This is a genomic window from Flavobacterium sp. Flavsp81, assembly GCF_059491325.1.
In genome coordinates, this window is record NZ_CP168505.1 from 2,698,305 (window position 1) to 2,722,887 (window position 24,583).

Annotated in this window: 23 protein-coding genes; 7 read left to right on the forward strand and 16 right to left on the reverse strand. The window is 31.2% G+C overall.

The genetic code is table 11. From position 1 onward, the window contains the following. Window positions 1-18: 18 nt before the first annotated feature. Both ACEN92_RS11215 and ACEN92_RS11220 read right to left on the reverse strand, forming a co-directional pair. Window positions 19-1,113 (reverse strand): DUF6630 family protein, encoded by a 1,095-nt coding sequence (locus tag ACEN92_RS11215; RefSeq protein ID WP_495638474.1) that lies wholly within the window; start codon window positions 1,111-1,113, stop codon window positions 19-21. A gap of 9 nt (window positions 1,114-1,122) precedes the next feature. After that, the gene (locus ACEN92_RS11220; protein ID WP_495638475.1) at window positions 1,123-2,682 is read right to left on the reverse strand and encodes an NAD(P)/FAD-dependent oxidoreductase; all 1,560 of its coding nucleotides are present in this window, start codon (window positions 2,680-2,682) and stop codon (window positions 1,123-1,125) included. A 111-nt stretch (window positions 2,683-2,793) separates the two neighbouring features. Here ACEN92_RS11220 and ACEN92_RS11225 point away from each other — a divergent pair, with 111 nt between their 5' ends. Next, complete coding sequence (locus ACEN92_RS11225) at window positions 2,794-3,033, forward strand: hypothetical protein (RefSeq protein ID WP_495638476.1); 240 nt, start codon at window positions 2,794-2,796, stop codon at window positions 3,031-3,033. A gap of 88 nt (window positions 3,034-3,121) precedes the next feature. Here the strand turns inward: ACEN92_RS11225 and recQ are convergent, their stop codons facing one another. Next, the gene (gene recQ, locus ACEN92_RS11230) at window positions 3,122-5,314 is read right to left on the reverse strand and encodes a DNA helicase RecQ (RefSeq protein WP_495638477.1); all 2,193 of its coding nucleotides are present in this window, start codon (window positions 5,312-5,314) and stop codon (window positions 3,122-3,124) included. Window positions 5,315-5,398: 84 nt separating this feature from the next. Between recQ and ACEN92_RS11235 the strand changes: the two genes are divergently transcribed. The 4 genes from ACEN92_RS11235 (at window position 5,399) to lptB (ending at window position 8,422) form a co-directional block, all read left to right on the forward strand. After that, complete coding sequence (locus tag ACEN92_RS11235) at window positions 5,399-6,364, forward strand: KpsF/GutQ family sugar-phosphate isomerase (RefSeq protein WP_495638478.1); 966 nt, start codon at window positions 5,399-5,401, stop codon at window positions 6,362-6,364. A 1-nt stretch (window position 6,365) separates the two neighbouring features. Next, on the forward strand, window positions 6,366-7,181 hold the full coding sequence (tatC, locus tag ACEN92_RS11240) for a twin-arginine translocase subunit TatC (protein ID WP_495638479.1): 816 nt from the start codon (window positions 6,366-6,368) through the stop codon (window positions 7,179-7,181). Further along, window positions 7,174-7,524 carry a carboxymuconolactone decarboxylase family protein gene (locus ACEN92_RS11245; RefSeq protein WP_078225803.1) on the forward strand — a complete coding sequence of 117 codons (351 nt, stop codon included), beginning with the start codon at window positions 7,174-7,176 and terminating at the stop codon, window positions 7,522-7,524. The genes tatC and ACEN92_RS11245 overlap by 8 nt, the downstream gene beginning before the upstream one ends. Before the next feature lie 157 nt (window positions 7,525-7,681). Then, entirely contained in the window at window positions 7,682-8,422 is a 741-nt protein-coding gene (gene lptB, locus ACEN92_RS11250) for an LPS export ABC transporter ATP-binding protein (RefSeq protein ID WP_007803831.1), read from the forward strand. Between the two features lie 74 nt (window positions 8,423-8,496). On the opposite strand, the gene ACEN92_RS11255 is transcribed toward lptB, so the two are convergent. Next, window positions 8,497-9,354 carry a glycoside hydrolase family 25 protein gene (locus ACEN92_RS11255; protein ID WP_495638480.1) on the reverse strand — a complete coding sequence of 286 codons (858 nt, stop codon included), beginning with the start codon at window positions 9,352-9,354 and terminating at the stop codon, window positions 8,497-8,499. A gap of 10 nt (window positions 9,355-9,364) precedes the next feature. Then, window positions 9,365-10,075, reverse strand: a complete 711-nt coding sequence (locus tag ACEN92_RS11260) for a CDP-alcohol phosphatidyltransferase family protein (protein ID WP_495638481.1) — start codon at window positions 10,073-10,075, stop codon at window positions 9,365-9,367. Between the two features lie 189 nt (window positions 10,076-10,264). On the opposite strand from ACEN92_RS11260, the gene ACEN92_RS11265 reads away from it, so the two are divergent. After that, window positions 10,265-11,332: a putative type IX sorting system protein PorV2 gene (locus ACEN92_RS11265; protein WP_495638482.1), complete on the forward strand. Its 1,068-nt coding sequence runs from the start codon at window positions 10,265-10,267 to the stop codon at window positions 11,330-11,332. A gap of 36 nt (window positions 11,333-11,368) precedes the next feature. Then, window positions 11,369-12,502 carry a lipoprotein N-acyltransferase Lnb domain-containing protein gene (locus ACEN92_RS11270; RefSeq protein ID WP_495638483.1) on the forward strand — a complete coding sequence of 378 codons (1,134 nt, stop codon included), beginning with the start codon at window positions 11,369-11,371 and terminating at the stop codon, window positions 12,500-12,502. 4 nt (window positions 12,503-12,506) lie between these two features. Here the strand turns inward: ACEN92_RS11270 and ACEN92_RS11275 are convergent, their stop codons facing one another. The 11 genes from ACEN92_RS11275 to ACEN92_RS11325 form a co-directional block, all read right to left on the reverse strand. Next, window positions 12,507-13,901: a sugar transferase gene (locus tag ACEN92_RS11275; RefSeq protein ID WP_495638484.1), complete on the reverse strand. Its 1,395-nt coding sequence runs from the start codon at window positions 13,899-13,901 to the stop codon at window positions 12,507-12,509. Between the two features lie 55 nt (window positions 13,902-13,956). Then, on the reverse strand, window positions 13,957-15,303 hold the full coding sequence (locus ACEN92_RS11280; RefSeq protein ID WP_495638485.1) for an O-antigen ligase family protein: 1,347 nt from the start codon (window positions 15,301-15,303) through the stop codon (window positions 13,957-13,959). Beyond that, window positions 15,303-16,379 carry a glycosyltransferase gene (locus ACEN92_RS11285; RefSeq protein WP_495638486.1) on the reverse strand — a complete coding sequence of 359 codons (1,077 nt, stop codon included), beginning with the start codon at window positions 16,377-16,379 and terminating at the stop codon, window positions 15,303-15,305. The genes ACEN92_RS11280 and ACEN92_RS11285 overlap by 1 nt, the downstream gene beginning before the upstream one ends. After that, complete coding sequence (locus tag ACEN92_RS11290; protein ID WP_495638487.1) at window positions 16,376-17,494, reverse strand: glycosyltransferase; 1,119 nt, start codon at window positions 17,492-17,494, stop codon at window positions 16,376-16,378. The genes ACEN92_RS11285 and ACEN92_RS11290 overlap by 4 nt, the downstream gene beginning before the upstream one ends. Then, window positions 17,494-18,048, reverse strand: coding sequence for a serine O-acetyltransferase (locus ACEN92_RS11295; protein WP_495638488.1), 555 nt, complete (start codon window positions 18,046-18,048; stop codon window positions 17,494-17,496). Before ACEN92_RS11295 ends, ACEN92_RS11290 begins: the two co-directional genes overlap by 1 nt. A 3-nt stretch (window positions 18,049-18,051) precedes the next feature. Next, the gene (locus ACEN92_RS11300; protein ID WP_495638489.1) at window positions 18,052-18,861 is read right to left on the reverse strand and encodes a class I SAM-dependent methyltransferase; all 810 of its coding nucleotides are present in this window, start codon (window positions 18,859-18,861) and stop codon (window positions 18,052-18,054) included. 91 nt (window positions 18,862-18,952) lie between these two features. Then, on the reverse strand, window positions 18,953-20,131 hold the full coding sequence (locus ACEN92_RS11305; protein ID WP_495638490.1) for a glycosyltransferase family 4 protein: 1,179 nt from the start codon (window positions 20,129-20,131) through the stop codon (window positions 18,953-18,955). Next, on the reverse strand, window positions 20,132-20,782 hold the full coding sequence (locus ACEN92_RS11310) for a CatB-related O-acetyltransferase (RefSeq protein WP_495638491.1): 651 nt from the start codon (window positions 20,780-20,782) through the stop codon (window positions 20,132-20,134). Beyond that, window positions 20,779-22,188, reverse strand: coding sequence for a CDP-glycerol glycerophosphotransferase family protein (locus ACEN92_RS11315; RefSeq protein ID WP_495638492.1), 1,410 nt, complete (start codon window positions 22,186-22,188; stop codon window positions 20,779-20,781). Before ACEN92_RS11315 ends, ACEN92_RS11310 begins: the two co-directional genes overlap by 4 nt. 40 nt (window positions 22,189-22,228) lie before the next feature. Next, window positions 22,229-23,104, reverse strand: a complete 876-nt coding sequence (locus ACEN92_RS11320) for a hypothetical protein (protein WP_495638493.1) — start codon at window positions 23,102-23,104, stop codon at window positions 22,229-22,231. Then, complete coding sequence (locus tag ACEN92_RS11325; protein WP_495638494.1) at window positions 23,104-24,537, reverse strand: MBOAT family O-acyltransferase; 1,434 nt, start codon at window positions 24,535-24,537, stop codon at window positions 23,104-23,106. The genes ACEN92_RS11320 and ACEN92_RS11325 overlap by 1 nt, the downstream gene beginning before the upstream one ends. Between the last annotated feature and the right edge of the window lie 46 nt (window positions 24,538-24,583).

Genomic DNA, 24,583 nt, shown 5'->3' on the forward strand with positions numbered 1-24,583 from the left:
CTTCGTTTTAAAAAATTGTCATGCTAACTTATCAATTGGAATACTAGTTAATGATGACAATTCTAATATTCTGTTTACATCTTTTTTATTTACTACAAAAAACATATAACTATCGCCTAATGTATCATAAGTCATTAATTCAAAACCTAATTTTTCTAAAGCTGACTGAATATAAGGAAATAAATTGTGACTGTAAGTCTCTTCCGGATATACGAAATTAAGGTCCTGGCCAATCATTTCTGAGATAAAATATTCTGCATCTTCGGGATCAAATTTCCAATCACTGTCCCAAGAATCTACGTTTTCAAATAAAACAAAATGACCTTCAATTATCTCGTGATATTCTTTTGATTCTTTTTTAAAATTCTTCAAAAGCTTTTTTGATTGTTTTTGAACCAACTTTTCCTCTACATTTCCTCTGGAAACCAAATTAATGAATTCTTCGAAAGTTCCCTGAGTAACCTCAATATCGTGAGGCAGCAAACCCTCTTGCGATGGCAATTGAATACCTTGAGGTAATTCTATTTTTAAATATTGGCAAATACCCTGCAAAACTCTTTCAAATTCCTTAAATCCAATTGTTTGAATCTCATTTTTAGGATTATTAATATCAATATATTCTGTATCTAAAATTGCTTTTGTATAATCCATAAAAAAATTATGATTGTACAAAATTCTAAAATCATTAGTTTCCAAACTATCCGTACAACAAAAGAATATGACGAAATTATGCAAAACGTGTTTCAGGTACTTTTTCATTTCCGGAGTTGGTACCGTATAAAACTGAATATGTATATAATCGTATTCTAATTCTTCAAGCATTTGCTCTTGAGAAACAGGTCCTATATTAATCTTTTTATACAATTCATTCAAAACTTCGTAAGCATTTTTAAAACCTGCTTTTTTAATTTCATTTTGTGCTTCTTCATAATCAAATGAAGTTGGGAAAGAGTATAAACTCACAGAAACCTTATCGTGAATTCCTTTCATTTTAAATTCAAATCTATTCTCCTCATTATATAAATAAGTATAAATAGCATCAATAACATCAAAAGATACGATGGATTTTGGGTCGTTATTTCTACCAAAGAAATTTAAAAAAAAGTCTTTCATTCTGATATATTATTTTAAAGTTTCAGCAATCATTAAAGCACATTTTTCGCCGTCAATCGCAGCAGAAATAATGCCGCCTGCATAACCCGCACCTTCTCCACAAGGATACAATCCTTTTATTTGCAAATGTTCGTAAGTTATAGGATCTCTTGGAATTCTGACTGGCGATGAAGTTCTGCTTTCCGGTGCATGTAAAATCGCTTCGTTTGTTAAATAACCGCGCATTGATTTTCCGAATTCCTTAAAGCCTTCACGCAAAATCTGCGATAAAAATCCGGGGAAAACCTGTCCCATTTCAACCGAAGTTGTTCCCGGAACATATGATGTTTTCGGAATATCTGCTGAAACTTTATTTTGGGTAAAATCGACCATTCGCTGTGCCGGTACTTTTTGAGTTTCTCCCGCTAAATACCATGCTTTTTGTTCGATACTTTTCTGAAATTCTATTCCGGCCAAAGCTCCAAATTTTGCATAAGGCTTGAAATCTTCCAATTTCAATTCGATTACAATCCCTGAATTTGCTGTTGCCTGATCTCTTTTTGATGGTGACCAGCCATTTGTAACCACTTCTCCCGGACTCGTTGCGCAAGGTGCAATTACTCCACCCGGACACATGCAAAAGGAATACATTCCACGTCCGTTGACCTGCTTTACTATAGAATATGGTGCCGGCGGTAAATGTTCGCCACGATAATCACAGGTATACTGAATACTATCTATTAATTCTTGTGAATGCTCTGCACGAACTCCTAAAGCAAAAGGCTTGGCTTCAATAAAAATTTTCTTTCTGTCTAATAACTCAAAAATATCCCGAGCCGAATGTCCCGTTGCTAAAATCAATTTATTTGCAAAAATGGTATCCCCTTTTTGAGTTACAATTCCTTCCACTTCATTATTTTTCACCAAAATATCAGTTACTCGTGTATCAAACAAAACCTGACCACCAAATTCGATGATTTTATTCCGAATGTCTTCAATGATTTTGGGTAGTTTATTTGTCCCGATATGCGGATGTGCTTCAATCAAAATATCATCTGAAGCACCAAAAGCCACCAAGAGTTCTAAAATTCTGGTTACATCACCGCGTTTTTTAGATCGTGTATATAATTTTCCATCAGAATAGGTTCCTGCCCCTCCTTCACCAAAACAATAATTAGAGTCTTCATTAACCAAATGATCTACGTTGATTGCTTTTAAATCACGACGGCGCCCGCGTATGTCTTTTCCACGTTCAATTACAATCGGCTTTAAGCCTAATTCAATTAATTGCAATGCGGCAAAAAGACCGGCCGGGCCGGCTCCAACAACAATTACTTCCTGCGCTTTAGAAACATCTTTATATACTGGTAATTCGATTTTGGTTTCCTGAAAAAGCTCTCCCTGCACATAAATGAGCACTTTCAAATTGATTTTTATCGCTTTTTGGCGTGCATCAATTGATTTTTTCAGAATAGAAATATGCTGAATTTCTTTAGGAGAAACCTTTATTTGTTTAGACAAATAGTCGCGCAACAACATTTCGTTTGAAGCTATTTCCGGCGTTACCTGAAGTAAAAGTTCTCTTGGCATTGTATTTTATTTATCAATTAGCTTTTCTATTTATGAAAAGAACATGCAAAAATAACATTTTGAACCGAGACTTTGTACCTTTGCTACTTTGAAACTTTGTACCTATAAATAATGTCCAGAAAAATAAAATTAATTTGGGATTTTCGTGGTCCGGCATCGGCAAAAACAGCTGAGCATCATGAAATTCATTTAAAAGAATATATTGTCATAGAAAAACTTCCGTTGAATATTACGGGTTTTAAAATTATAAATGACATGCAGGCAATCGCTTTTATGGTTGTCACAGATGAAAATATGATTCATGTTCGTGATGCTTTGAAACCGCATCGTGGGGAAGTTTACACGGAGTAAATTCCAATAAAAAATTCCAAATTCCAAGCTAATGAAGCAATTAGAATTTGGAATTTAAATTTAATATTCTGAATTTTGGAGTTTAACGCTAATTAGCTACTTCGCTAATAAATTTAATTCGCATCAAGCGTAATTCATCGATATCGTATTCTCCATCGAATTCTTTAAGGGCATCTTCGATTTTATCAGATTCTGATTCCATAAAATAATCGTGAATTTCTTCCTGCTGATCATCATCGAGCATATCATCAACCCAATATTTAATATTAAGTTTTGTACCGGAATACACAATTTGCTCCATTTCTTTAATCAAAGTATCCATAGTCAGACCTTTTGCAGAAGCAATATCGTTCAATGATAATTTTCGATCAATATTTTGAATAATATACAATTTATTAGCCGAGTTTACTCCGGTAGATTTTACTACTAAATCATCTGGACGAATAATATCATTATCCTCTACATAACGATTAATTAAGGCTACAAATTCGCTACCATATTTCTTGGCTTTTCCTTCTCCAACTCCGTGAATATTATACAATTCCGTTAAAGTCACAGGGTATTTTAACGCCATATCTTCAAGAGAAGGATCCTGAAAAACAACAAATGGAGGAACTCCCAGTTTTTTAGCTACTTTTTTACGGAGCTCACGTAACATCGTCATCAAAACTTCGTCTGCTGTTCCTGATGATTTTGCTGCGGTAACTATGGCATCATCTTCTGCTTCATTATATTCATGATCCTCAGACATCATAAACGAAACGGGTTTTTTAATAAAATCCAATCCGCTTTGGGTAATCTTCACTACACCATAGGTTTCAATATCCTTAGATAAATAACCCGCTACCAGAACTTGTCTTAACAATGCCATCCAGTATTTTTCATCATGATCAGACCCTGAACCAAAAAAGGACTGTGTATCAGTTTTATGTGCTTTAATTACAGCATTTATACGGCCAATTAATGTAAACACAATTTCTTTTGATTTATAAATATGCTTGGTATCGCGAACAATCTCTAACAATTTAACAACTTGATCTTGTGCCTCAATTCTTGTTTTAGGATTACGAACGTTGTCATCCATATCTGCTCCATCACCATCATCCGGGAATTCTTCGCCAAAATAATGCAACAGGAATTTTCTTCGTGATATAGAAGTTTCGGCGTAAGCCACAACCTCCTGCAATAAAGCAAAACCAATTTCCTGCTCAGCCACCGGTTTACCAGACATGAATTTTTCTAATTTCTCAACATCTTTATAGGAGTAGTACGCCAAACAATGTCCTTCTCCTCCATCACGGCCTGCACGACCTGTTTCCTGATAATAACTTTCGAGTGATTTTGGAATATCGTGATGAATTACAAATCTAACGTCCGGTTTATCAATTCCCATTCCGAATGCAATTGTAGCTACTACCACATCAACGTCTTCCATCAAAAACATATCCTGATGTTTTGCTCTTGTTTTAGCATCTAAACCAGCATGATAAGGAACGGCGCTAATTCCATTTACTTGTAAAACTTCAGCAATCGTTTCTACCTTTTTTCGGCTTAAACAATAAATAATACCTGATTTTCCTTTGTGTTGTTTGATAAATCGAATAATATCAGACTCTATATTTTTGGTTTTCGTACGAACTTCATAGTATAAATTAGGTCTGTTGAATGATGCTTTAAAAGTATTTGCATCAGACATGTCCAGATTTTTAAGAATATCTTCCTGAACCTTTGGAGTTGCTGTAGCTGTAAGTCCAATAATTGGCACTTGTCCTAACTGCTTAATTATATTTTTTAAATTTCTGTATTCAGGTCTGAAATCATGTCCCCACTCAGAGATACAATGGGCTTCATCTATTGCTACAAATGAAATAGGCACACTTTGCAAAAAAGCCACATATTCTTCTTTTGTCAAAGATTCGGGCGCTACATACAAAAGTTTGGTTAAACCGGAAGTAATATCTGTTTTTACCTGAGCAATTTCAGTTTTTGTAAGAGAGGAATTCAATACATGGGCAATACCATTTTCAGAAGAAAGACTTCGAATGGCATCAACCTGGTTTTTCATTAAAGCAATTAAAGGCGAAACAACGATAGCTGTTCCATCCTGAATTAAAGCAGGCAATTGATAACAAAGAGATTTACCGCCACCAGTTGGCATAATTACGAAAGTATTTTTTTTATTTAAAATACTCGTAATGACTTGCTCCTGCAAACCCTTAAATTGGCTAAAGCCGAAATACTTCTTTAATTCCTTATGTATTTCAATTTCGTTTGAATTCATTCTTTATATTAATGGTATTTTGTATAAATTTGCATTATAAAGATACAAATTTCTTTCACACTCACAAATTTTAACTTTCCTGTTTTGATTACAAAAGAAAATATTTTAGCTATCGCAAAAAAAACAATACTCTCTGAAAGTGAGGCAATTACAAAACTAATTGATTATCTGGATGAAAATTTTTACGAAGCTGCACAACGCATTTATGAAACGAAAGGAAGATTAATTGTTACAGGCATTGGAAAAAGTGCCATTATTGCTCAGAAAATGGTCGCTACTTTTAATTCAACGGGAACCCCTTCTATGTTTCTCCACGCTTCAGAAGCCATTCATGGTGATTTAGGAATGATACAAAATGAAGATGTCATAATCTGCATTTCAAAAAGCGGAAATAGCCCTGAAATCAAGGTTTTAGTTCCATTATTGAAACGTTTTGGAAACATTTTAATTGGAATGACCGGAAATGTAACTTCATTTTTAGCCAAAGGTTCTGACTATGTTTTAAATACAACTGTTGATATGGAAGCATGTCCAATCAATCTCGCACCAACAAACAGCACCACAGCACAATTAGTTATGGGAGATGCTTTGGCGGTTTCTTTAATGGAAATGCGTGATTTTAAACCCGAAGATTTCGCCGTTTACCATCCAGGCGGGGCTTTAGGAAAAAGATTATTACTTCGCGTAAAAGATATGATTGAGAATTCATTAAAACCAATGGTTTCTCCGGATACTTCTGTTAAAAAAGTAATTTTCGAAATTTCTGAAAAAAGATTAGGTGTAACCGCTGTTATAGAAAATGACAAAATAATCGGAATCATTACCGATGGAGACATTAGAAGAATGCTAAATGACAGAGATTCTATCGCTGATTTGACTGCAAAAGATATAATGTCAAAAAATCCAAAATTAGTAACATCAGAAACAATGGCTGTAGACGCTTTAAATATTCTTGAAGATTTTTCTATTACACAATTAATAGTTTCCGACAACGGAACATACAAAGGCATATTACATTTACATGACATTTTAAAAGAAGGAATCGTATAACATGGCAAAGAAAAACCTTAACGAAATGTCGTTTTTGGACCATCTGGAAGAATTAAGATGGTTATTAGTGAGAAGTACTTGTGCCATTATGATAATGGCTTTTATCACCTATTTTTTTAGTGATTACTTATTTGATGAAATAATTTTAGGACCAACAAGACCTACCTTTTTTACTTACGTATGGTTTTGCGACTTATCGCACCAATTAGGTTTCGCTGACAGCATCTGCATTACTGAACTGAATTTTATTATTCAAAACACGGAAATGGAAGGACAAGTCAATATTTTTGTGTGGATGTGTATTTTAGCAGGCTTCATTTTGGGTTTTCCTTATATTTTATGGGAGCTTTGGAAATTTATCAGTCCTGCTTTATATGAGAAAGAAAGAAAAAATGCTAAACTGTTTATTTTCACTTCCTCTCTCCTGTTTTTTTTAGGTGTAATTTTTGGATATTTTATTGTAATTCCTATGTCCGTGAATTTCGTTGCCACTTTCTCTGTAAGTGATGTGGTAAAAAATCAATTTACCCTTGACTCATATATGGGAATGGTAAAAACAAGTGTTCTGGCGAGTGGTTTATTCTTTGAGCTGCCTATTATCATTTACTTTCTAACAAAATTAGGTTTGGTAACACCTGATTTTTTAAGAAAATATTGGAAATATGCCGTAATTCTCATCTTGATTATTGCAGCAATCGTAACTCCTCCGGATGTAGTAAGCCAAACTATTGTAGCAATACCAATGTTGATCATCTACGAAGTAAGCATCCTGATTTCGAGAATTGTTTATAGAAATAAATTAAAAGAAAATGTCTGATATCATTCAAGAATTTAACGACTATCGTTCTAAAATGAACGAAAAATTACTAGCTGACAACAACAAAATTGTAAAGCGAATTTTTAATCTTGACACTAATGCTTATGCACCAGGCGCTTTAGATGTAAAAACAAAAGAACTTTTAGGCTTAGTAGCTTCTGCTGTTTTGCGTTGTGATGACTGTGTAAAATATCATTTAGAAACAAGCCATAAAGAAGGTGTTACAAAAGAAGAAATGATGGAAGCAATGGGAATCGCAACTTTAGTTGGAGGAACAATCGTAATTCCTCATTTACGCAGAGCGTATGAATTTTGGGAAGCCCTTGAAGAAGCTGGTAATTAGAGAATGAGATAATTAGTCAATTAGATAATTTCAATAGGATATGTTAATTCCTTTAATTGATTGACTTATTTTAACTTATTTTGCCCTTCTCAAGATAAGAGATGAAATTTTATATACAGTCAATTATCTAATTGACACATTATCCAATTAAACAAAAATGAAGCTAAGAGCCGATAATTTAATCAAAACCTACAAAGGTCGAAGTGTTGTAAAAGGAATCTCTGTTGAAGTAAATCAAGGAGAAATTGTGGGACTTTTGGGTCCGAATGGTGCCGGAAAAACAACTTCATTTTACATGATTGTTGGATTGGTTAAACCAAATTCAGGAAACATTTATCTTGATGATTTGAATATTACCGATTATCCGATGTATAAGCGTGCACAACAAGGAATTGGTTATCTGGCCCAGGAAGCATCTGTTTTCAGAAAATTAAGCATTGAAGACAACATCCTGAGCGTTTTGCAATTGACTAAGCTTTCAAAAGAAGAGCAAATTGCAAAAATGGAAAGTCTGATTGAAGAATTCAGCTTAGAACACATTCGCACCAACCGTGGTGATTTACTTTCCGGAGGAGAGCGCCGTCGTACCGAAATTGCCCGTGCCTTGGCTACAGACCCAAAATTTATTTTATTGGATGAACCTTTTGCAGGGGTTGATCCTGTAGCTGTAGAAGATATCCAGAGAATTGTTGCCCAGTTAAAAAATAAAAATATTGGCATCTTAATTACTGACCACAACGTTCAGGAAACCTTAGCTATTACTGATAAAACTTACTTAATGTTTGAAGGTGGAATTCTGAAAGCCGGAATCCCTGAAGAATTAGTTGAAGATGAAATGGTTCGCCGTGTTTATCTTGGTCAAAATTTCGAATTACGTAAAAAGAAATTAGAATTCTAAAAAATACAATACTCTGTTGCGGTTTTAGTTCCAGTTTTTTACTAAGACTGAAAACCGAAAACGGAGATTTATGGTTAATCAACTGTAATAAACTGTAATTGCTGTAAATCGCCATTGTAAATATTTATATCGACAGTTCTCTTAATTCCCGGCACGGTTGCTTTTTCCGTAAATTGCCAAAACAACCAGTCGTCTTCTATTTTTTCCCTGTAAAAATTATAATTGGCGATCCAAAAAAGATACTCTCCAAATTCTTCTTTTAAAAAATCAGAATAATATCGTTCCCCTGTATAGATTATCGGACGTACTTTATAATGATTTTCTACTCTTAACAACCAGCGTTTCAATCCTTTTTTCAAACTATCCAAAGATTGATTTTTTGGAAGTTTTTCTATATCCAAAACCGGAGGCAAATCACCTTTTTGAAGTGTAACTGTCTTAATAAAAAGATCAGCTTGTTCTATAGAATTTTCATTTGGCCGATAGTAATGATAAGCTCCACGGATCATTTTATTTTCCTTGGCACCAATCCAATTTCGTTTAAACTGAAAATCTTTTCTGTCTCTTCCGACCGTAGCTCTGATAAACACAAAATCTATTGGGTACCTTTGTTCTAGAGTGTCCACATAAGACCAGCTGATTTTTCCCTGATACTCGGATACATCCAAACCAATCGATTTTCCTTTGTGCTTAGCCAAAACCTGAAAATTCCGAACATCTGAAAGCCGCTTATCTTCTGCTTCTTTTTCAGAAAGCTTATCTGATTTAAATCCGAGATAATATGCTAATCCTCTGCGATAATGATACGCAATTCCTAAAAAAAGGCCAATAAAAGCTATTATAATTATATTCCGGAATAATTTCCCAAATAAAGAACCTGAGTTTGGTTTTCTACTTGAAGTTTGTCTTCTTTTAACGGGTTTTCTTGCCATTCCAATAAAACTACTTTTTCAAAAACTTATTATTTACTATTGACAACAGCACATAAAAAATAATAATTAAGGGAATTGCCAGGTAATGAAGTAAGAGTACTAAAATAATAGAACATAATATAAAAACCATTTGAAGCGCATTATCTTTTAAATTGAACTTTTTAACTTTCAATGAAAACAATGGTATTTCTGCATTCAAAATATAGGCACTGCAAAGTGTAATTACAAGTAATATCCATTGATTTGTTAGGATTTCAAGTATGATTAAAGAGTCTGAAAACTTAATTACTAAAGGCAAACTCAGAATAAAAAGAGCATTTGCAGGTGTTGGCAATCCAATAAATGAATCCGTTTGACGTGTATCAATATTAAAATTTGCCAATCGATAGCAAGACCCCAAAGTCACTATGAATCCTAAAAAAGGGATCATAGGATTTGTTCCTAATTCGTGAGCGCTGTTTGTAAACATCGAGAACATAACATACCCTGGAACAACTCCGCTGGTAACCATATCTGCCAAAGAATCTAATTGCAAGCCAAGCGGACTTGAAACTTTGAATAATCTGGCAAAAAAACCATCAAAAAAATCAAAAAATATTCCTAAACAAACCATGTAAAAAGCCATTTCGTAATTACCTTCTGAGACAAAAACCACTGCAACACAGCCACAAAAAAGATTAATAAGTGTAATTAAATTAGGAATGTGTTTTTTAATATTCATCTTTTATAATTTTGAAGATTTAAAGAGCAAATTTAGCATAATAAGTCAATGTTCTAATCGTTTTTAATAGAGTTTTTTATTATAAAACCAAACTTTTGTATTATTTATGGAAAGGAAGGAATTAGCTCAGTAAAAAATTATATTTTTGATAAAAAATTAAACAAGCTTAGGTTTGAAAAAATAAATACCTTGAAAAAAATCTTAGTGTTTTTATTATTTTGGGTTTATACGGCACATTATACACAAACCGTTCGAAAATATTCGAATGAATTTATGAATATTGGTGTTGATGCTGCAGCTTTAGGAATGTCAAGTGCCGTGGTCGCTTCAACTAATGACGTTAATTCTGTTTATTGGAATCCTGCCGGACTGACACATCTTGAAGATCATCAGATTTCGTTAATGCATGCCAATTACTTTGCAAATATTGCGCAGTATGATTATATCGGATATGCAATTCCGATTGACGACAGAAGTGCCTGGGGAATTTCAATGATTCGTTTTGGAGTTGATGATATTTTAGACACAACACAATTAATTGACAATCAGGGAAATATTGATTATAATCGTATTAACTTATTCTCAACCGCAGATTATGGTTTTACATTTTCATACGCCAGAAAATTACCTATTGAAGGATTTCAATATGGTGTAAATGCCAAAATCATTAGACGTGTAATTGGTAAATTTGCTAATTCCTGGGGATTTGGTTTTGATTTTGGACTTCAATTCGAAAAAAATGACTGGAAATTTGGATTGATGCTTCGGGATATTACCACTACCTATAATATTTGGAATATTGACGAAGAAGAATATAAAAAAATAGCTGATGCAATTCCGGGAGAAAATCAGGAATTACCTGAAAGCACTGAAATAACTTTACCAAAAGCACAATTAGGAATTTCAAAAAAGTTTGAATTTCATAATGATACCAGTCTTTTGGTTGCTACAAATTTGAATATGCGTTTTGAGCAGACTAACGATATTATTTCATCAAAAATCGTTAGTATCGACCCGGCATTAGGATTCGAATTTGGTTATACAGAGCTTGTTTTTTTAAGGGCCGGAGCTGGAAATTTTCAAAATGTAATACAATTAGATAATACCGAGAAGTTAAGTTTTCAGCCTAATATTGGACTTGGTTTTAAATACAAAGGAATTCAGGTTGATTATGCTTTAACTGATTTAGGAAATCAAAGTACTGCCTTATACTCAAATATATTTTCTTTAAAAGTAGATTTAGGTATTTTTAGATAATAATTTTCACAAGTATAAAACACAAAAAAATTAAACATGAAAGAATTATCATTTCAAAAAATATTTTTTCTGTTACTATTATGTATCAATTTTAGTTTTGGTCAAAATTTACCATTAACAGAAAATGCTCATGTTAGTGTAATTACATGTGGTTTAGGCAATGAAACTTATTCTTATTTTGGCCACACAGCGATTCGTGTTGCCGATCCGGTTAATAATATAGATCTAGTCTATAATTATGGCGCTTTTGATTTTAGCACCCCTAATTTTGTTGCAAAATTTGCAAAAGGTGATTTACAATATTTTGCAGTGGTACATCCTTATAATGATTTTATAAACGAATATAATTATGAAAAAAGAAGTGTCTACGAGCAGGAATTACTTATTGATAGGGATTTAAAACAAAAAATATTCGACAATTTAAATTTAACATTACTTTCTGAGGACAGGTATTACACTTATAAATTTATTGATAAAAACTGTACTTCAATGGTAGTTGATATTATCAATAAATCATTGAATAAAACTGTAATCACTAAAAAAGGAGATACGGACAAAACATACAGAAGCATTTTATTTCCTTATTTTGACGGGCATTTTTATGAGAAGTTAGGAACAAGTATTATTTTCGGAAGAAAAGTAGATCAATTAGGCACTAAAATATTCCTGCCATTCGAATTGAAAAATAGTTTAGAAAAAACAACTTTTGAAAATCATCCTTTGGTGAGTAAAAGTAAAACAATTTTAAATTTCAAAAAAGAAACACCAATCTCATGGTGGAATAATATTTACAGTTACATTTTTATACTTGCCTTTATTGTTTTTATAAACAAAAAAACGATAGACAAAATTTACTTATTGGTTTTATGTTTAATGGGATTCTTTTTTGTAGCAGTCGGATTTTATTCATTTCATCATGAATTGGCAATGAATTACAACATACTCTTATTCAGTCCATTTTTATTGATTTTAATTCTTTTTTCGGTTGTAAATAACAAAAGATGGACTTATAAATTTGCCGTTTTACATTTGATATTATTAGTTATTTATACGCTTTTCATCATTAACAAAGCACACTTTTTTATTGTTTTGCCAATGATAATTACCAGTGGAGTCGTATTGACCAGAATTGCAATTCGTAATAAAAAAAGAATTCCGATAATAATCTAAAGAATTATTGCCCTCTGTAGAACAAAACTGTGGTTATGGTTTTAAAGGTAATACTCAAATCAAGAAAAATGCTCCGATGTTTGATGTAGTATAAGTCATATTGAAGTTTTATCAGGCTTTCTTCTATAGATTCTCCATAGGAATAATTTACTTGTGCCCAACCAGTAAGACCTGGTTTTATAACATGCCGGGTTTCATAAAATGGCATTATGTCTGCAATTTCTTTCACAAAAAATGGTCTTTCCGGCCTGGGCCCAATAATTGCCATATCTCCTTTTAAAACATTTATAAACTGAGGAAATTCATCAATTCTTGCCTTACGCATGAATTTCCCAAATGGTGTGATTCTTTTATCATTTAATGTGGCAAAAACGGCTCCGTTAACTTCAGAATTTTTAACCATTGTCCGAAACTTATATATTTGAAATGTTTTCCCATGTTTTCCCACCCGCTCTTGTGTGTAAAATAAGTCTCCTTTATTTCCAAAAATATTTCCTATAAAAATTAACGGAATAAAAATGGCACAAAGAATCAAACCGATTAAGGAAAAAACAAATTCCAGAAACGCTATTAACAATAAATACAACTTATTATTATTACTTCTGCTAAATGGAAAAAAACGATAAAAATCTCTGGAAATATATTGAACCGGAATACGTTGTGTTTTACTTTCGTAAACCTGTGTATATTCTCTGATAATATTTCCTGACTCTAATAAATGGAGCAATTGCTGATATAAATCTGGTGTAATGCCATCAGTTTTATGAGAAGCTATAAGGATTTCTGAAATATTGTTTTGATGAACAAAAGCCAATAGTTCCTGTTTTTCAATTTCTTTAATATAATGTAAATTCAAATCCTGTTCCGTTACATCGTCTGAATTTACAAAACCAATAACTTTATAGTGTGGATCAACATTTTCAAGACCTGAAACAAGTTCTTCAACCTGATTTTTATTACAAATTAAAACTACACTTTGAGAAAACCGGTATGTTGCTAAAAAATAAACATAAAAAAAACGCCAAAGTAATAATGCACTTAAAATAGCACCATAAAAAACAAGTATTGCTGATCGGTGTTGAGGAAGCTCCGGAGATAAAACAGGTGTAAACAAATAAAGTAAAACTGTCGCTGTAGTGGACAGAATTACACTTTGAAGAATTTGAAACTGATTACTCGCTACTTGTAAGTTATACATTTCAAAAATTGCCCCAAAAATGTATATATAACCTATCAATAAAACCAGCCCCTGAAAGTTCATTCTTTTAAACTCAAAATAATGATATTCAAAATAATGATCAGCCAAAAATAACATTCCCAATACAAAAACTGCATCGAAAAGACGAAGTAATACTTTACGTTCAGATATTTCGAAATGCATTTTATTTTTTGCAAGCATCAATTCTATTATTTGGGTATTTAACCAGAGACAAATGTATTTAAAAAAACCAGAATTAATTTATTGAAGTTTGTTCTTTTTCAGGTTTTTTAACTTGAACTGAAAGAAGAGTCAAAGCATAAATAAAAGCAGGAGCAGCTGTACGCATGGCAGCATGATTAATAGTTAAAAGCCAAAATGCATAAAAAGATAAAAAATAAAGATGCTGCCTGTTGTTAATGTAAAGAATTAAAGGTGTCATTAACAATAATAAAAGTCCAAATATTCCAAACAAACCATGTTCACTCAGCATACGTGTTATTTCATTATGCGATGCAACATTAACACCAAAATTATCCTTTCTAAATTGTTTTCCCATTCCCGCACCCACCCCAAGAACTGGATTATCCATAAAGACTTTAAGTTCAACGTCCATAATAGCTTCTCTCCCTCCTAAACGATCTTTTTTAGTTCTTCCAGCAGCATCTTGGTTTGAATATCTTTTTTCGATTAGACCCGAAGTCTGAATTGACGTATAAGACCATATAACAATCCCCATTAAACCTGTAAATAAAAACACAAAGCCAAATTTTCCTCTTATTTTTGACTTTGAATGAAAATACAAAATTCCTAATAAAACTAAAATCATTATAACTCCCGTAATAACCCCCCCTCTTGAAAAAGTAACAATTGCCCTGTAACTAACAAGCAAGAGTAGAGAACCGTTGATTACAGTTAATATTTTTGATTTGGAAAACAGTATAAACTGTGTAAAAAACACAAACATTCCTAATCCTAAAATCGTAGAAACCTGATTAGGACCAAAACCTCCCGAAGTTTCAAAATTAGAGCTTGTTCCTGTGACAACATCTTTTACACTTGGATTATATAAAAACAAATAAACCATGGTTGCAACTATAGGTAAACCCATAGCAACCACAACATTCTGCAAATCATTAAATAAAATCCTTCTTTTATACATATATATAGCAGAAATTGCTAAACAAACTGGACCTGATAAATTAAAAACTAATAATTTTCGAATATCTATACTAAAATCGGAGGTTGATGTCACTAAAATACCTGGAATTAACAGAATCAAAAAGAAACAATAAACAAATGTATTTATCGAAAAATTACTGTAGATCATACCCAAAAGCATAAAAAATATAACATTTACTTTAACGAATTCATTATTAAAATTACCGCCGGTCATTCGTAAAAAAACCTCAACACCTACCATATATGCTGCTATTAAGAGCACTTCATTATTTTTATTTTTCGTAACATAAACAATATAAAAACCAACAATTGGAATTAAAAGCGCATAAATTTTTGATAAAAAAGGCAATACAAAAACTGCTAAAGCAATCAATGCATGAATTATAAGAAGATAATTATAAGACAATGAAGTACTTTTCATTATTTGATTTTTTGATATTCTAAAATTAATCTTTCAATCCCAACTTCTTCAGAATAATTTTCTTTAACTGATTGTTTAAAATTATCTCCTAATCTTTTTCTAAGCAAATCACTCTCAACCAATTTAAATAATTGACTTTTTACCTGAGAATCAAAAAAAGGATCAAACAACAAACCGTTAAAACCATCTTTAATGACTAATGAGCAATATCCAACGTTAGTTGAAACAACAGGTAAATTTCCTAAAGCATATTCTAGCAAAGTTACTGGAAATCCTTCCTCTGTTGAGGATAAAACACCAATGGATGCTTGTGACAAAATAAACTTTATATCGTTTTTATTTCCATACAAATGTACACGATTCTCAAGAGAATAAGATTTTATAAAATTTTTTATTGTATCTGAATAAGAGTCAAAATAATCTTTACCTATCAAATGTAAGCTCCAGTCTAACTCATTTAATTTTAATTCGTAAAAAGCTTTCAGAATCAAAATATGATTCTTAGGATCTTTTAGATTTGCTAAAAAAACAATTCTTTTGCCTGCTGTTCCTTTTAGATAAGTTATTTCTGCCAATTCGTTTTCAAAAGTTGCAAAATTAGGTATAAACACAACTTTTGAACATTTCATGTTTTTCATGCTCCATTCTTTCAGTTGAAGATTAACAACAAAAATGGAGGAAAAAAAAACAGACATAAAAATTAAAACCTTATTTTTTTTAACAGATTCCTTAACGCGTGACCCATAATGGTCGTGCCAGATTATTTTTATTTTTGGAAGAGTCAGCTTTACTAAAACGGCTATAAAAAAAGAAGAACTATGGGCGTGAATTATATCAATTTTGTTTCTTAATATAAAGTTTCTTAATTTAAAAACTGCCTTTAAATCCAAACTTTTCTTTTTATTCAAAAACAAATACGACACATCTGAATTAATTTGGTTTTTCAAAACACCTTCTTTTCTGGTAGCAATTAAACCTGAAAATGTTATTTTTTTTGTTAAAGCATTCGCATAATTTACTGCCATGCGTTCTGCACCACCAGCCGCCAGAGAATCTATGATCTGTATTACTCTCATTTAACTAATAACTTTTTAATTTCAGCTTCAAAAACGTCTGTAGTGTATTTTTGCGACCAGTCACTCGCTAATTTACTTTTAGTAAAAAAACCTTTTTCATCACCCAAAATTTCTTCCAATTGATTTATATCTTTTTCCAAATTCATCTCTAACAAAACACCTCTATTAGCATAATCAAGCATAAAAGGAACGCATGAAACTTTGGTTGCAATAGGAATACAGCCCCAAAACATACCTTCGGCAATAGCTTTTGGCCAGCCTTCACTTTTAGACGGTAAGATAACAAAATGGCTGTTTTGATATGCTTCTTTTATTGTTTCCTTATTTTGATTTCCCTTTAAAAAAATATTTTTATACAATTTATTATTTTGAATATATTTTTCCAAAGAATTTCTTTGTACTCCTTCTCCATATAAATCCAACTTAACATTATTTCCGTTTTCAATTAACTTTTCAACTAATTTAATAGCATATATAGGATTTTTGCCTGAAACCAAACTCCCCACAAAAATGAATTTTACTCCGTAGCTAAAACTCAATTTTTGTACAGTTTCTTTTTCAGAGTGTGAATAGGTAGCAGTAAAAAAAGATTTAATATTTATAGATTGTTTAGGCCATTCTCCATAAACTAACACTTGCATATTTTTAGTCAAAAAAGTATTATTTAAAATATATTTTTGCAATCTGTATGTCCATGGCTGCTTACTTTTAGGATCCCAATTGCCTGCATATTTAGCTGTTTTAGTCTTACCTGGAAATAATATTTGAACAAAACAAGCCAATAAACCGATATTTCCGGGACACCGCAGATGAATATGCTCAGCACTTTTCATTGCATTAAATAAAAGTAAAACATTATAAAAACTATAAAATATTAATTTCAGTGCATTCTTAAAAGAATTCAGATTGGAGTCAATTAATTTAAAATGACCTGAAATCTCAAAAGGAATTTTAGAAATTAAAAGCCCGTTGTCGTTTTTCCAAACTGGACAACAAAAAATAATTTCGTCACTAAACTTTTTTAAAATAATCAATTCACTAACATATGGGCCATAAGCATAACTGAATCTATCCTTAAATATTAATGGTGCATTTGAAACAATTAACAACTTCATTAAATGTATCCTTTTGAACCCTTTTGGGAAATTAAAACTGCAGGGACACCCAGTAAAATCGAATTATCAGGAAAAGAATCTTTTACCATTGAGTTTGCGCCTACTAATACATTATGTCCTATATTAATTTTACCAGCAATAACTACATTCGCCCCGATATAGACCTCATCTCCTAAAGTTGGCACTCCCCTATTCTCATCAGTACCGGAAACACCAATCGTTACTCCTTGCGAAATATTACAATTGTTTCCAATAACTGAATTTGAATTTATAATAATTCCTCCAAAATGTCCGATATAAAATGAGTGGCCAATTTTTGCTGTATATGGAATTGAAATTCCTGTTATAATCTCGATACTTTTTTGCCAAATCAAAACTGAAACCAGTAATGGAAGTTTAAAAATTTTCCATTTTACTTTAGTATAAATACAATGTCCAATTCTATATTGAAAAGTTGCCCAAAAACCTTGAGTAAAAAAAATAATACCAAAAAAATGTCCGCCATATTTTTGATACTTTTTATAATCTGATACTATTAACTGAAATAAATTCATTAATTATTTTTTTTTCTTCATCAACATTGTCAAATGCATACAACCAAATAAGGCTGAATCTGATGTTTTAGAATTATTCCAATCCTGGTTATGCCACTTTTGTCCAATTTCTTTCTTCTTCTCTTCAGAAATCGGCAATATATTTATCAAAGCCATCCATTTTGATTTTCCCAAAAGACCTCTTCTTTCAACTATATTAAAGGAGTTTTGAAACTGAAAATATGTTTTTTTTGTGAATGGCCATTCCCAAGCTGCATCAGATTGAAAAGGGCGGTATATTCTTCTTAATATCTTTACAGGAAAACTGGTTTCAAGTGGATCATAACTTATAATTTCACCTCCCGATGCTAATTTTTGGTTCAATTTATCAATTAAAACAGCTGTGTTTTCAAAATGATGCAAAACTCCATAAGCATAAATTAAGTCAAAATTGTCAGCAGTAAACTCATCCGAAAGAAAATCAATTGCCTCTGCTTTTGCATTTGGACAATGTTCAATTCTTTCATCTAATTTTTTAATAGCAACATCACTTAAATCAATACCAAAATATTCTTTTGCATTTTCCGCCAAATATATTGACCAATAATTTCCTGAAAAACAACCCAAATCTAATACTTTTTTAGAAGATAAATCTCCAAACCATTGTTTATGTAAAACATAAGATTGGTCCTGAATTCCAATATTTTTTTTAATTCTATTTAATAGACCATTTCTAAATCTTGACCATACATCAGTAATAAAATTTTTCTTTTTAGTATTGTAAAATTCTTTTTGCTTTATGTTCGTTTCTAAAATTATCTCTTTTGTTTTCATTCAATTTAAAATTCATTAAATATTAGTAAGTACTTAGTCTATAACTCTTCAAATGATCATAATAAGTTTTAACCTTTTATAAAATTATGAGTTAAATTATTTTTCTATTTATTTTTTGACCAGCTTTATTAATCACCAATTGATAAAAATCAATATTCTGAAAAACAATATGTTCCAGTCCATATTTTTTAAGAACAAATTGCCGGGCACTTTTTCCTATCTCTGTTGCTTTTTCTTTGTTGGATAACACCCAAACAATCTTTTCAGCAATATCATTTGGATTATAGGGATCACATAGTAACCCTGTTTCATAATTATTTATTGTCTCAGGTCCAGGTCCTAATTTGGTAAAAATAACTGCTTTTCCCATGGCCATAGCTTCTGGTGCAACCAAACCCTGAGTTTCCATATGAGATGGAAAAACACAGACAGACGCTTCTGCATATACCGTCGGTATATTAATATACGAAACGGCTCCATGAAAATGAATATCCTTTATGATTTTTCCTAATTGAGGAAATTCATTTTCTTTCAGCATATTCACATAGGAGCTTCCGTCTAAAAAAAACCAGTCTCTTCCATATATTTCTAATGTGGCATCTGGATATTCCTTTTTTACAATTGGAAATGCTTGTATTAATTGACGAATTCCTTTTTTCTCACAGACAGTTCCAACAAAAACAATTTTTGTTTTGGGCACATCTTTTTTAATTGGCTGAAAAAGCTCTGTATTTATCGGATTATTAATACAACATAATGGTTTTTCATTATAGCTTAAATATTTTTCGGTATGATTTTTTACATATTGAGATACAGCAATAAAAGCGTCACTTTTTTTAAAAGATCTTTTTTCCTGAAATCCTTTCCATTTATTAATTTTTCTATTTTCACTTTCTGCAAAAAAATGATGCCCGCCATGAAGTCGGATAATATATTTTATATCTTTTATTTTAGTAATAAAGGCAAAACCAAGTTCAGAAGATTCAATAATACTGATAGGGTTCTGATTGTGAATTTCTTTAACTTTTTTATTGATTTGTTTAAAATTAAAGTACCATGAAAATCCTTTTATTTTACTGCTTTTTAAACGATAAACCTTTATACCCTCTATAATTTCTGCCTCATAATTCGCTGTATAATTAATCCCCACTACAGATACCTTAACTCCTTTCTTAACCAATGCAATAGCAAGAGTTTTTATAAAACTCCCTATTCCGCCGTGGGGAAATCCATCTTTTGGAAATTCATTACTTAAGAAACAAATGTGCATCTATAAATGTTTTTTGACAAAAATATCGATTGGCAAATAAAAATCATTTACGTTCAATTTAATTTTTTCTTCAGACCAATTCCACCAGCTGATTTTGTTCAATTTCTCAATAATTTCAGGACTGTGTTTAAATTTAATTATTCTTGCAGGAACTCCGCCAACAATTGCATAATCAGGTATATCATCAGAAACCACAGCACCGGCTAAAACTGTAACACCATTTCCAATTTTCACTGCCGGTAAAATTGTAGCGTTCATACCTATCCAAACATCATTACCAATAATTATGTTACTTTTTTCTGGTCGCAGTTCTTCTTTGATGCTACTAACTTTATAAGTAATATTGTTAATTATTACCTGATCATTTTTTTCTAAAACTTCATGAAACAAAGGAAAAGTAGTAACCTGACTTTCTGTATGATAACCGGAGTCACAGATAAAATTAACATCATTTGCTATAGAACAATATTTACCTATTACTAAACTCGAGTTATTGTACCATTTCCAGAGAAATGCACCATTGTCATATGTTTTATCTCCAACAACCGCCCATTTGACATCTTTTAGATACGTGCTGTTTTTACCTTTTAAATAAGTATAATAATTGATTCCTAAAATACGCCACAACAATTTTCTAATATTTGCGATCATAACTTTTTATTTTCTTCAACATTATTCAATATGTCTGAAATATTAACGGATGCTTTATTAGTTTCTTCTACAATTATATTAAGCCATTCCATTAAACTATTTGTGGAAATCCAGTCTTTTTTATAAATTATCTTATCAATAATTTCTTCTTTATTGTTTAACCAAATTACTGCGTCCTGATTTGGCATACTTTTAAAATGCTGGAACTGATAAATAGTTTTTACAGACCAATCCTTAACCTTTTTATTTTCCTGATCATAGTTAATAAATACACATGGTTTATTAAACATAGCAAAATCAAAAGCCATTGTAGATCCTACATTAACAACTATATCCGAATAAAAAGCAGTACTAACCAATAATTTCACATCTTCAATAGATGGATAAACAGCACTCCATTCTTTTGAAGAATTAAAATGCCATACAGGAGTAGCTTCTTTTATTAAATCCTTATGTTCATTTACTACCTTTTCAAATCTACCCGAAAAATCTACTGGGCACCTTCTTAATAAAATCTGATATTCATCCTGTAGCCTGGCTTTGATAATTTCCTCAGCTATATCCTTTAAATAGCTTGGATCATCGGGAGATGTCAAAGTATCGTCACCCGAAAAACAAATAATTTTTTTATTTGGATCTAAACCATATTTTTTATAAAAAAATTCTTTATCAATTATATTGTTTTCATCTTCATAAAACTCAAATTGAGGACTGCTAGTGATAAGAACACTTTTTGGTAAAATTTCTGGATAATATAGTTCCATTTCCTTTTTCATATAGGCTGACCATACTAAATAACTATCTGCCCTAAGAGCCATACGAGCCTTCGGCAAATTATCCCAAGAATAAATTACAGTTGTTGTCTTAATTCCCAAATCTATTGCCGCAGCAAATATAGTTGGTGCTTTTAAAGATCTTTGATGTGAGCAAAAAACAACGCTTGGTTTTACTTTTTTTAAAATTTCTTTCACCTCATCATAAAAAATATTTTGGCGAATTACTTTTTGGTATTTTCTTTCTAACATTAAAATCTTAGAATAATCCTTGAAGAAATGAGCTAAACCTTCAATTAATTTATAAAAGATCTTTTTGGAAAATGTTTTTTGATTCCAATTCCAATATGCCAATACAGCTTTATTATTAACTTTGGCAGCATTATGATAGAGTCTGGAAAGACAAATTAATTCTCTTAAAAATTTTTCTTTAAGAGACTCATTATAAACCGGAATATTAATTGAATCACTAATTGACGTATTTTGCTTAATTGCTGTTATTGTTTCTGGATCAAAATTATGAAACAAAACCAAATCGTCTTTTATCTCTTTAAGCGCTTCTGAATAAAGATAATTCCTTACACCTACTCCATCTGGAAATAGTAATAAAATCTTACTTTTGTTTCCCTCCATTATATTGTTCTGTTTTAACCATTTTAAAAAAGAGATTGATTTAAAAAAAATCACTAATTATTTTTGCAGTAAATAATCTGGCTCCCTGATCATTCATGTGTCCACAAGACGAAAAATATTTATCTTCTGTCACTACATTTTCATAATTATGAATTTCAGGATACATCTTTTTAACTTTATCAAAATAATTCATCCCTTTAACATTTTCACACATTGGTGTCATTACGGCGATAAAGTTAATCTTATTGGCTTTACAAATATTTTTAATTTCTTCATAATATTTATTATGTGGCAAAGGATTTAAGTTAACAATATTATTTTTCATATTACCATTTTTGTGTTTCACCAACGGGTAATATCCTAAATTATCTAAGGTGTTTGTTTTTTCATTTTTCACAATTTTATAAATCTCCCTAAACCCTATTTTAGAATCAAATTTTATGTATCTGTAAAATGGTATATAAAATAATTCATTAAAATTATCCTGTGATGCAAAGTGTGCTTTTATAATTTTGGAGTTATGAATATAAGGTAAAAACTTTGCCGAAACACCTTCTGATTTCTTATCATTAGAAAGATTCAGATCAGCTTCCAATATTACATTTTTGATTTTATATTTTTTTTCTATCATTAATTTCAGCATTAACGATGCTTCAAACAAATGTCCACCGCTCATTCCATAATTAAAAGTTTTAATTCCTTTATCTTCAAATAATTGTGAAACAAAATGATTATTGGCCCGGGATGAACCTAAAATTAAAACATCAAATTTTTGAGGTTTTGAATTAATGACCATTTCGATTTTACCACGGTTTCTTGATTGCATAAATATTGCTGTGTATAATCCGTCGAGTAAAACTGCGAGTAAAACTGTTATAAGTACAATCTTGGTCGTATAAATTAAAAACTGCTTCATTAAAACTGAAAATATATAAATTCTTTATAATCTGAAAAAGTTCCGAAAGCAATAATTACTGCTATAGCTAAAGCTATTTTAAACATACTTCCTTTTCCGGAGAGGGGTTCTATTTTATTGCGACTATACCACTCTACTAAAACAAACAAACCAATAATCGGAAGCAATTCATAATTATATCGTTCATTTTCTAAATATTCAAAACTAAAAAAACCATTGGTAACAATCCTTTTTAAATATAGAACAGCATCTGTAATTGTCTTAGCTCTAAAGAAGACCCAGGCAATACATGTTAATGAGAAAGTATATAAAATACTTAAAATTACTTTTGTCGAATCAAAATTAAACTTCAGCTTAATTGTATCCATATTATTTCGATTGCTGTTTGATAAAAGTAAAGGCAAAAAATATACTGCATTTATAAATCCCCAAACAATATAAGTCCAATTGGCTCCATGCCAAAATCCGCTCACAACAAAAATGATAAATGTATTTCTGATTTTCATCCAGATTCCACCTTTGCTTCCACCTAACGGAATATACAAATAATCCCGAAACCAAGACGATAGTGAAATATGCCAACGCCGCCAAAACTCAGCAATATCACGTGAAAAATATGGATAATTAAAATTTCGCAATAAATCCAATCCAAACAATTTTGAAACTCCCAATGCTATATCAGAATACCCTGAAAAGTCTCCGTAAATTTGAAAAGCAAAATAAATTGCTCCCAGAATTAATGAAAATGAATTCATTGAGGAATAATTATCAAAAATAGCATTTGCATAAGTTGCACAAGTATCGGCAATGACTACTTTTTTTATTAATCCCCATATTATTTGATAAATTCCTTCTTTAGCTTTAACTAAGTCAAATTCCCGTTTAACTTTTATTTCAGGTAATAAATGTGTGGCCCTTTCTATAGGTCCAGCAACCAAAAGCGGAAAATAGCTAACAAATAAAGAATAATCAATAAAATTGTACTCAGCTTTGATGCGTTTATAATAAATATCAATCACATAGGATAACCCGTGAAAAGTGTAAAATGAAATTCCAACGGGAAGAATTACATTTAACAATATTGGGCTCGCTTTTACTCCAACTGAATTTAACAAATCAGAAAAAGAGGAAGCGAAAAAGTTATAGTATTTAAAAACTCCTAAGAATCCTAAATTCACTACGATACTAAGCCAAAACCAAAATTTTCGACTTTTTTCTGTCCGACTTTTTTCAATTCGGATACCAGTGTAATAATCTAGAAAAGTAGAGAAAACCAATAAAAATAAAAAACGCCAATCCCAACAAGAATAAAAATAATAACTGGCGACAATTAATAAGGTATTTTGGGTGCTTTTGGTTTTATTAAAAACGAACCAATACAAGAAAAAAACGATTGGCAAAAAAATAGCAAATGCTATGGAATTAAAAAACATAAAAAAATTGGTATGGAATTTAATATTATCGATTAATAATTTGAAA

Bases quoted from the DNA above. Each gene is read 5' to 3' on its own strand.
- ACEN92_RS11215 (WP_495638474.1), bottom strand. From the start codon at position 1,113: ATGAAAGACTTTTTTTTAAATTTCTTTGGTAGAAATAACGACCCAAAA.
- ACEN92_RS11220 (WP_495638475.1), bottom strand. From the start codon at position 2,682: ATGCCAAGAGAACTTTTACTTCAGGTAACGCCGGAAATAGCTTCAAAC.
- ACEN92_RS11225 (WP_495638476.1), top strand. From the start codon at position 2,794: ATGTCCAGAAAAATAAAATTAATTTGGGATTTTCGTGGTCCGGCATCG.
- recQ (WP_495638477.1), bottom strand. From the start codon at position 5,314: ATGAATTCAAACGAAATTGAAATACATAAGGAATTAAAGAAGTATTTC.
- tatC (WP_495638479.1), top strand. From the start codon at position 6,366: ATGGCAAAGAAAAACCTTAACGAAATGTCGTTTTTGGACCATCTGGAA.
- ACEN92_RS11245 (WP_078225803.1), top strand. From the start codon at position 7,174: ATGTCTGATATCATTCAAGAATTTAACGACTATCGTTCTAAAATGAAC.
- lptB (WP_007803831.1), top strand. From the start codon at position 7,682: ATGAAGCTAAGAGCCGATAATTTAATCAAAACCTACAAAGGTCGAAGT.
- ACEN92_RS11255 (WP_495638480.1), bottom strand. From the start codon at position 9,354: ATGGCAAGAAAACCCGTTAAAAGAAGACAAACTTCAAGTAGAAAACCA.
- ACEN92_RS11260 (WP_495638481.1), bottom strand. From the start codon at position 10,075: ATGAATATTAAAAAACACATTCCTAATTTAATTACACTTATTAATCTT.
- ACEN92_RS11270 (WP_495638483.1), top strand. From the start codon at position 11,369: ATGAAAGAATTATCATTTCAAAAAATATTTTTTCTGTTACTATTATGT.
- ACEN92_RS11275 (WP_495638484.1), bottom strand. From the start codon at position 13,901: ATGCTTGCAAAAAATAAAATGCATTTCGAAATATCTGAACGTAAAGTA.
- ACEN92_RS11280 (WP_495638485.1), bottom strand. From the start codon at position 15,303: ATGAAAAGTACTTCATTGTCTTATAATTATCTTCTTATAATTCATGCA.
- ACEN92_RS11285 (WP_495638486.1), bottom strand. From the start codon at position 16,379: ATGAGAGTAATACAGATCATAGATTCTCTGGCGGCTGGTGGTGCAGAA.
- ACEN92_RS11290 (WP_495638487.1), bottom strand. From the start codon at position 17,494: ATGAAGTTGTTAATTGTTTCAAATGCACCATTAATATTTAAGGATAGA.
- ACEN92_RS11295 (WP_495638488.1), bottom strand. From the start codon at position 18,048: ATGAATTTATTTCAGTTAATAGTATCAGATTATAAAAAGTATCAAAAA.
- ACEN92_RS11300 (WP_495638489.1), bottom strand. From the start codon at position 18,861: ATGAAAACAAAAGAGATAATTTTAGAAACGAACATAAAGCAAAAAGAA.
- ACEN92_RS11305 (WP_495638490.1), bottom strand. From the start codon at position 20,131: ATGCACATTTGTTTCTTAAGTAATGAATTTCCAAAAGATGGATTTCCC.
- ACEN92_RS11310 (WP_495638491.1), bottom strand. From the start codon at position 20,782: ATGATCGCAAATATTAGAAAATTGTTGTGGCGTATTTTAGGAATCAAT.
- ACEN92_RS11315 (WP_495638492.1), bottom strand. From the start codon at position 22,188: ATGGAGGGAAACAAAAGTAAGATTTTATTACTATTTCCAGATGGAGTA.
- ACEN92_RS11320 (WP_495638493.1), bottom strand. From the start codon at position 23,104: ATGAAGCAGTTTTTAATTTATACGACCAAGATTGTACTTATAACAGTT.
- ACEN92_RS11325 (WP_495638494.1), bottom strand. From the start codon at position 24,537: ATGTTTTTTAATTCCATAGCATTTGCTATTTTTTTGCCAATCGTTTTT.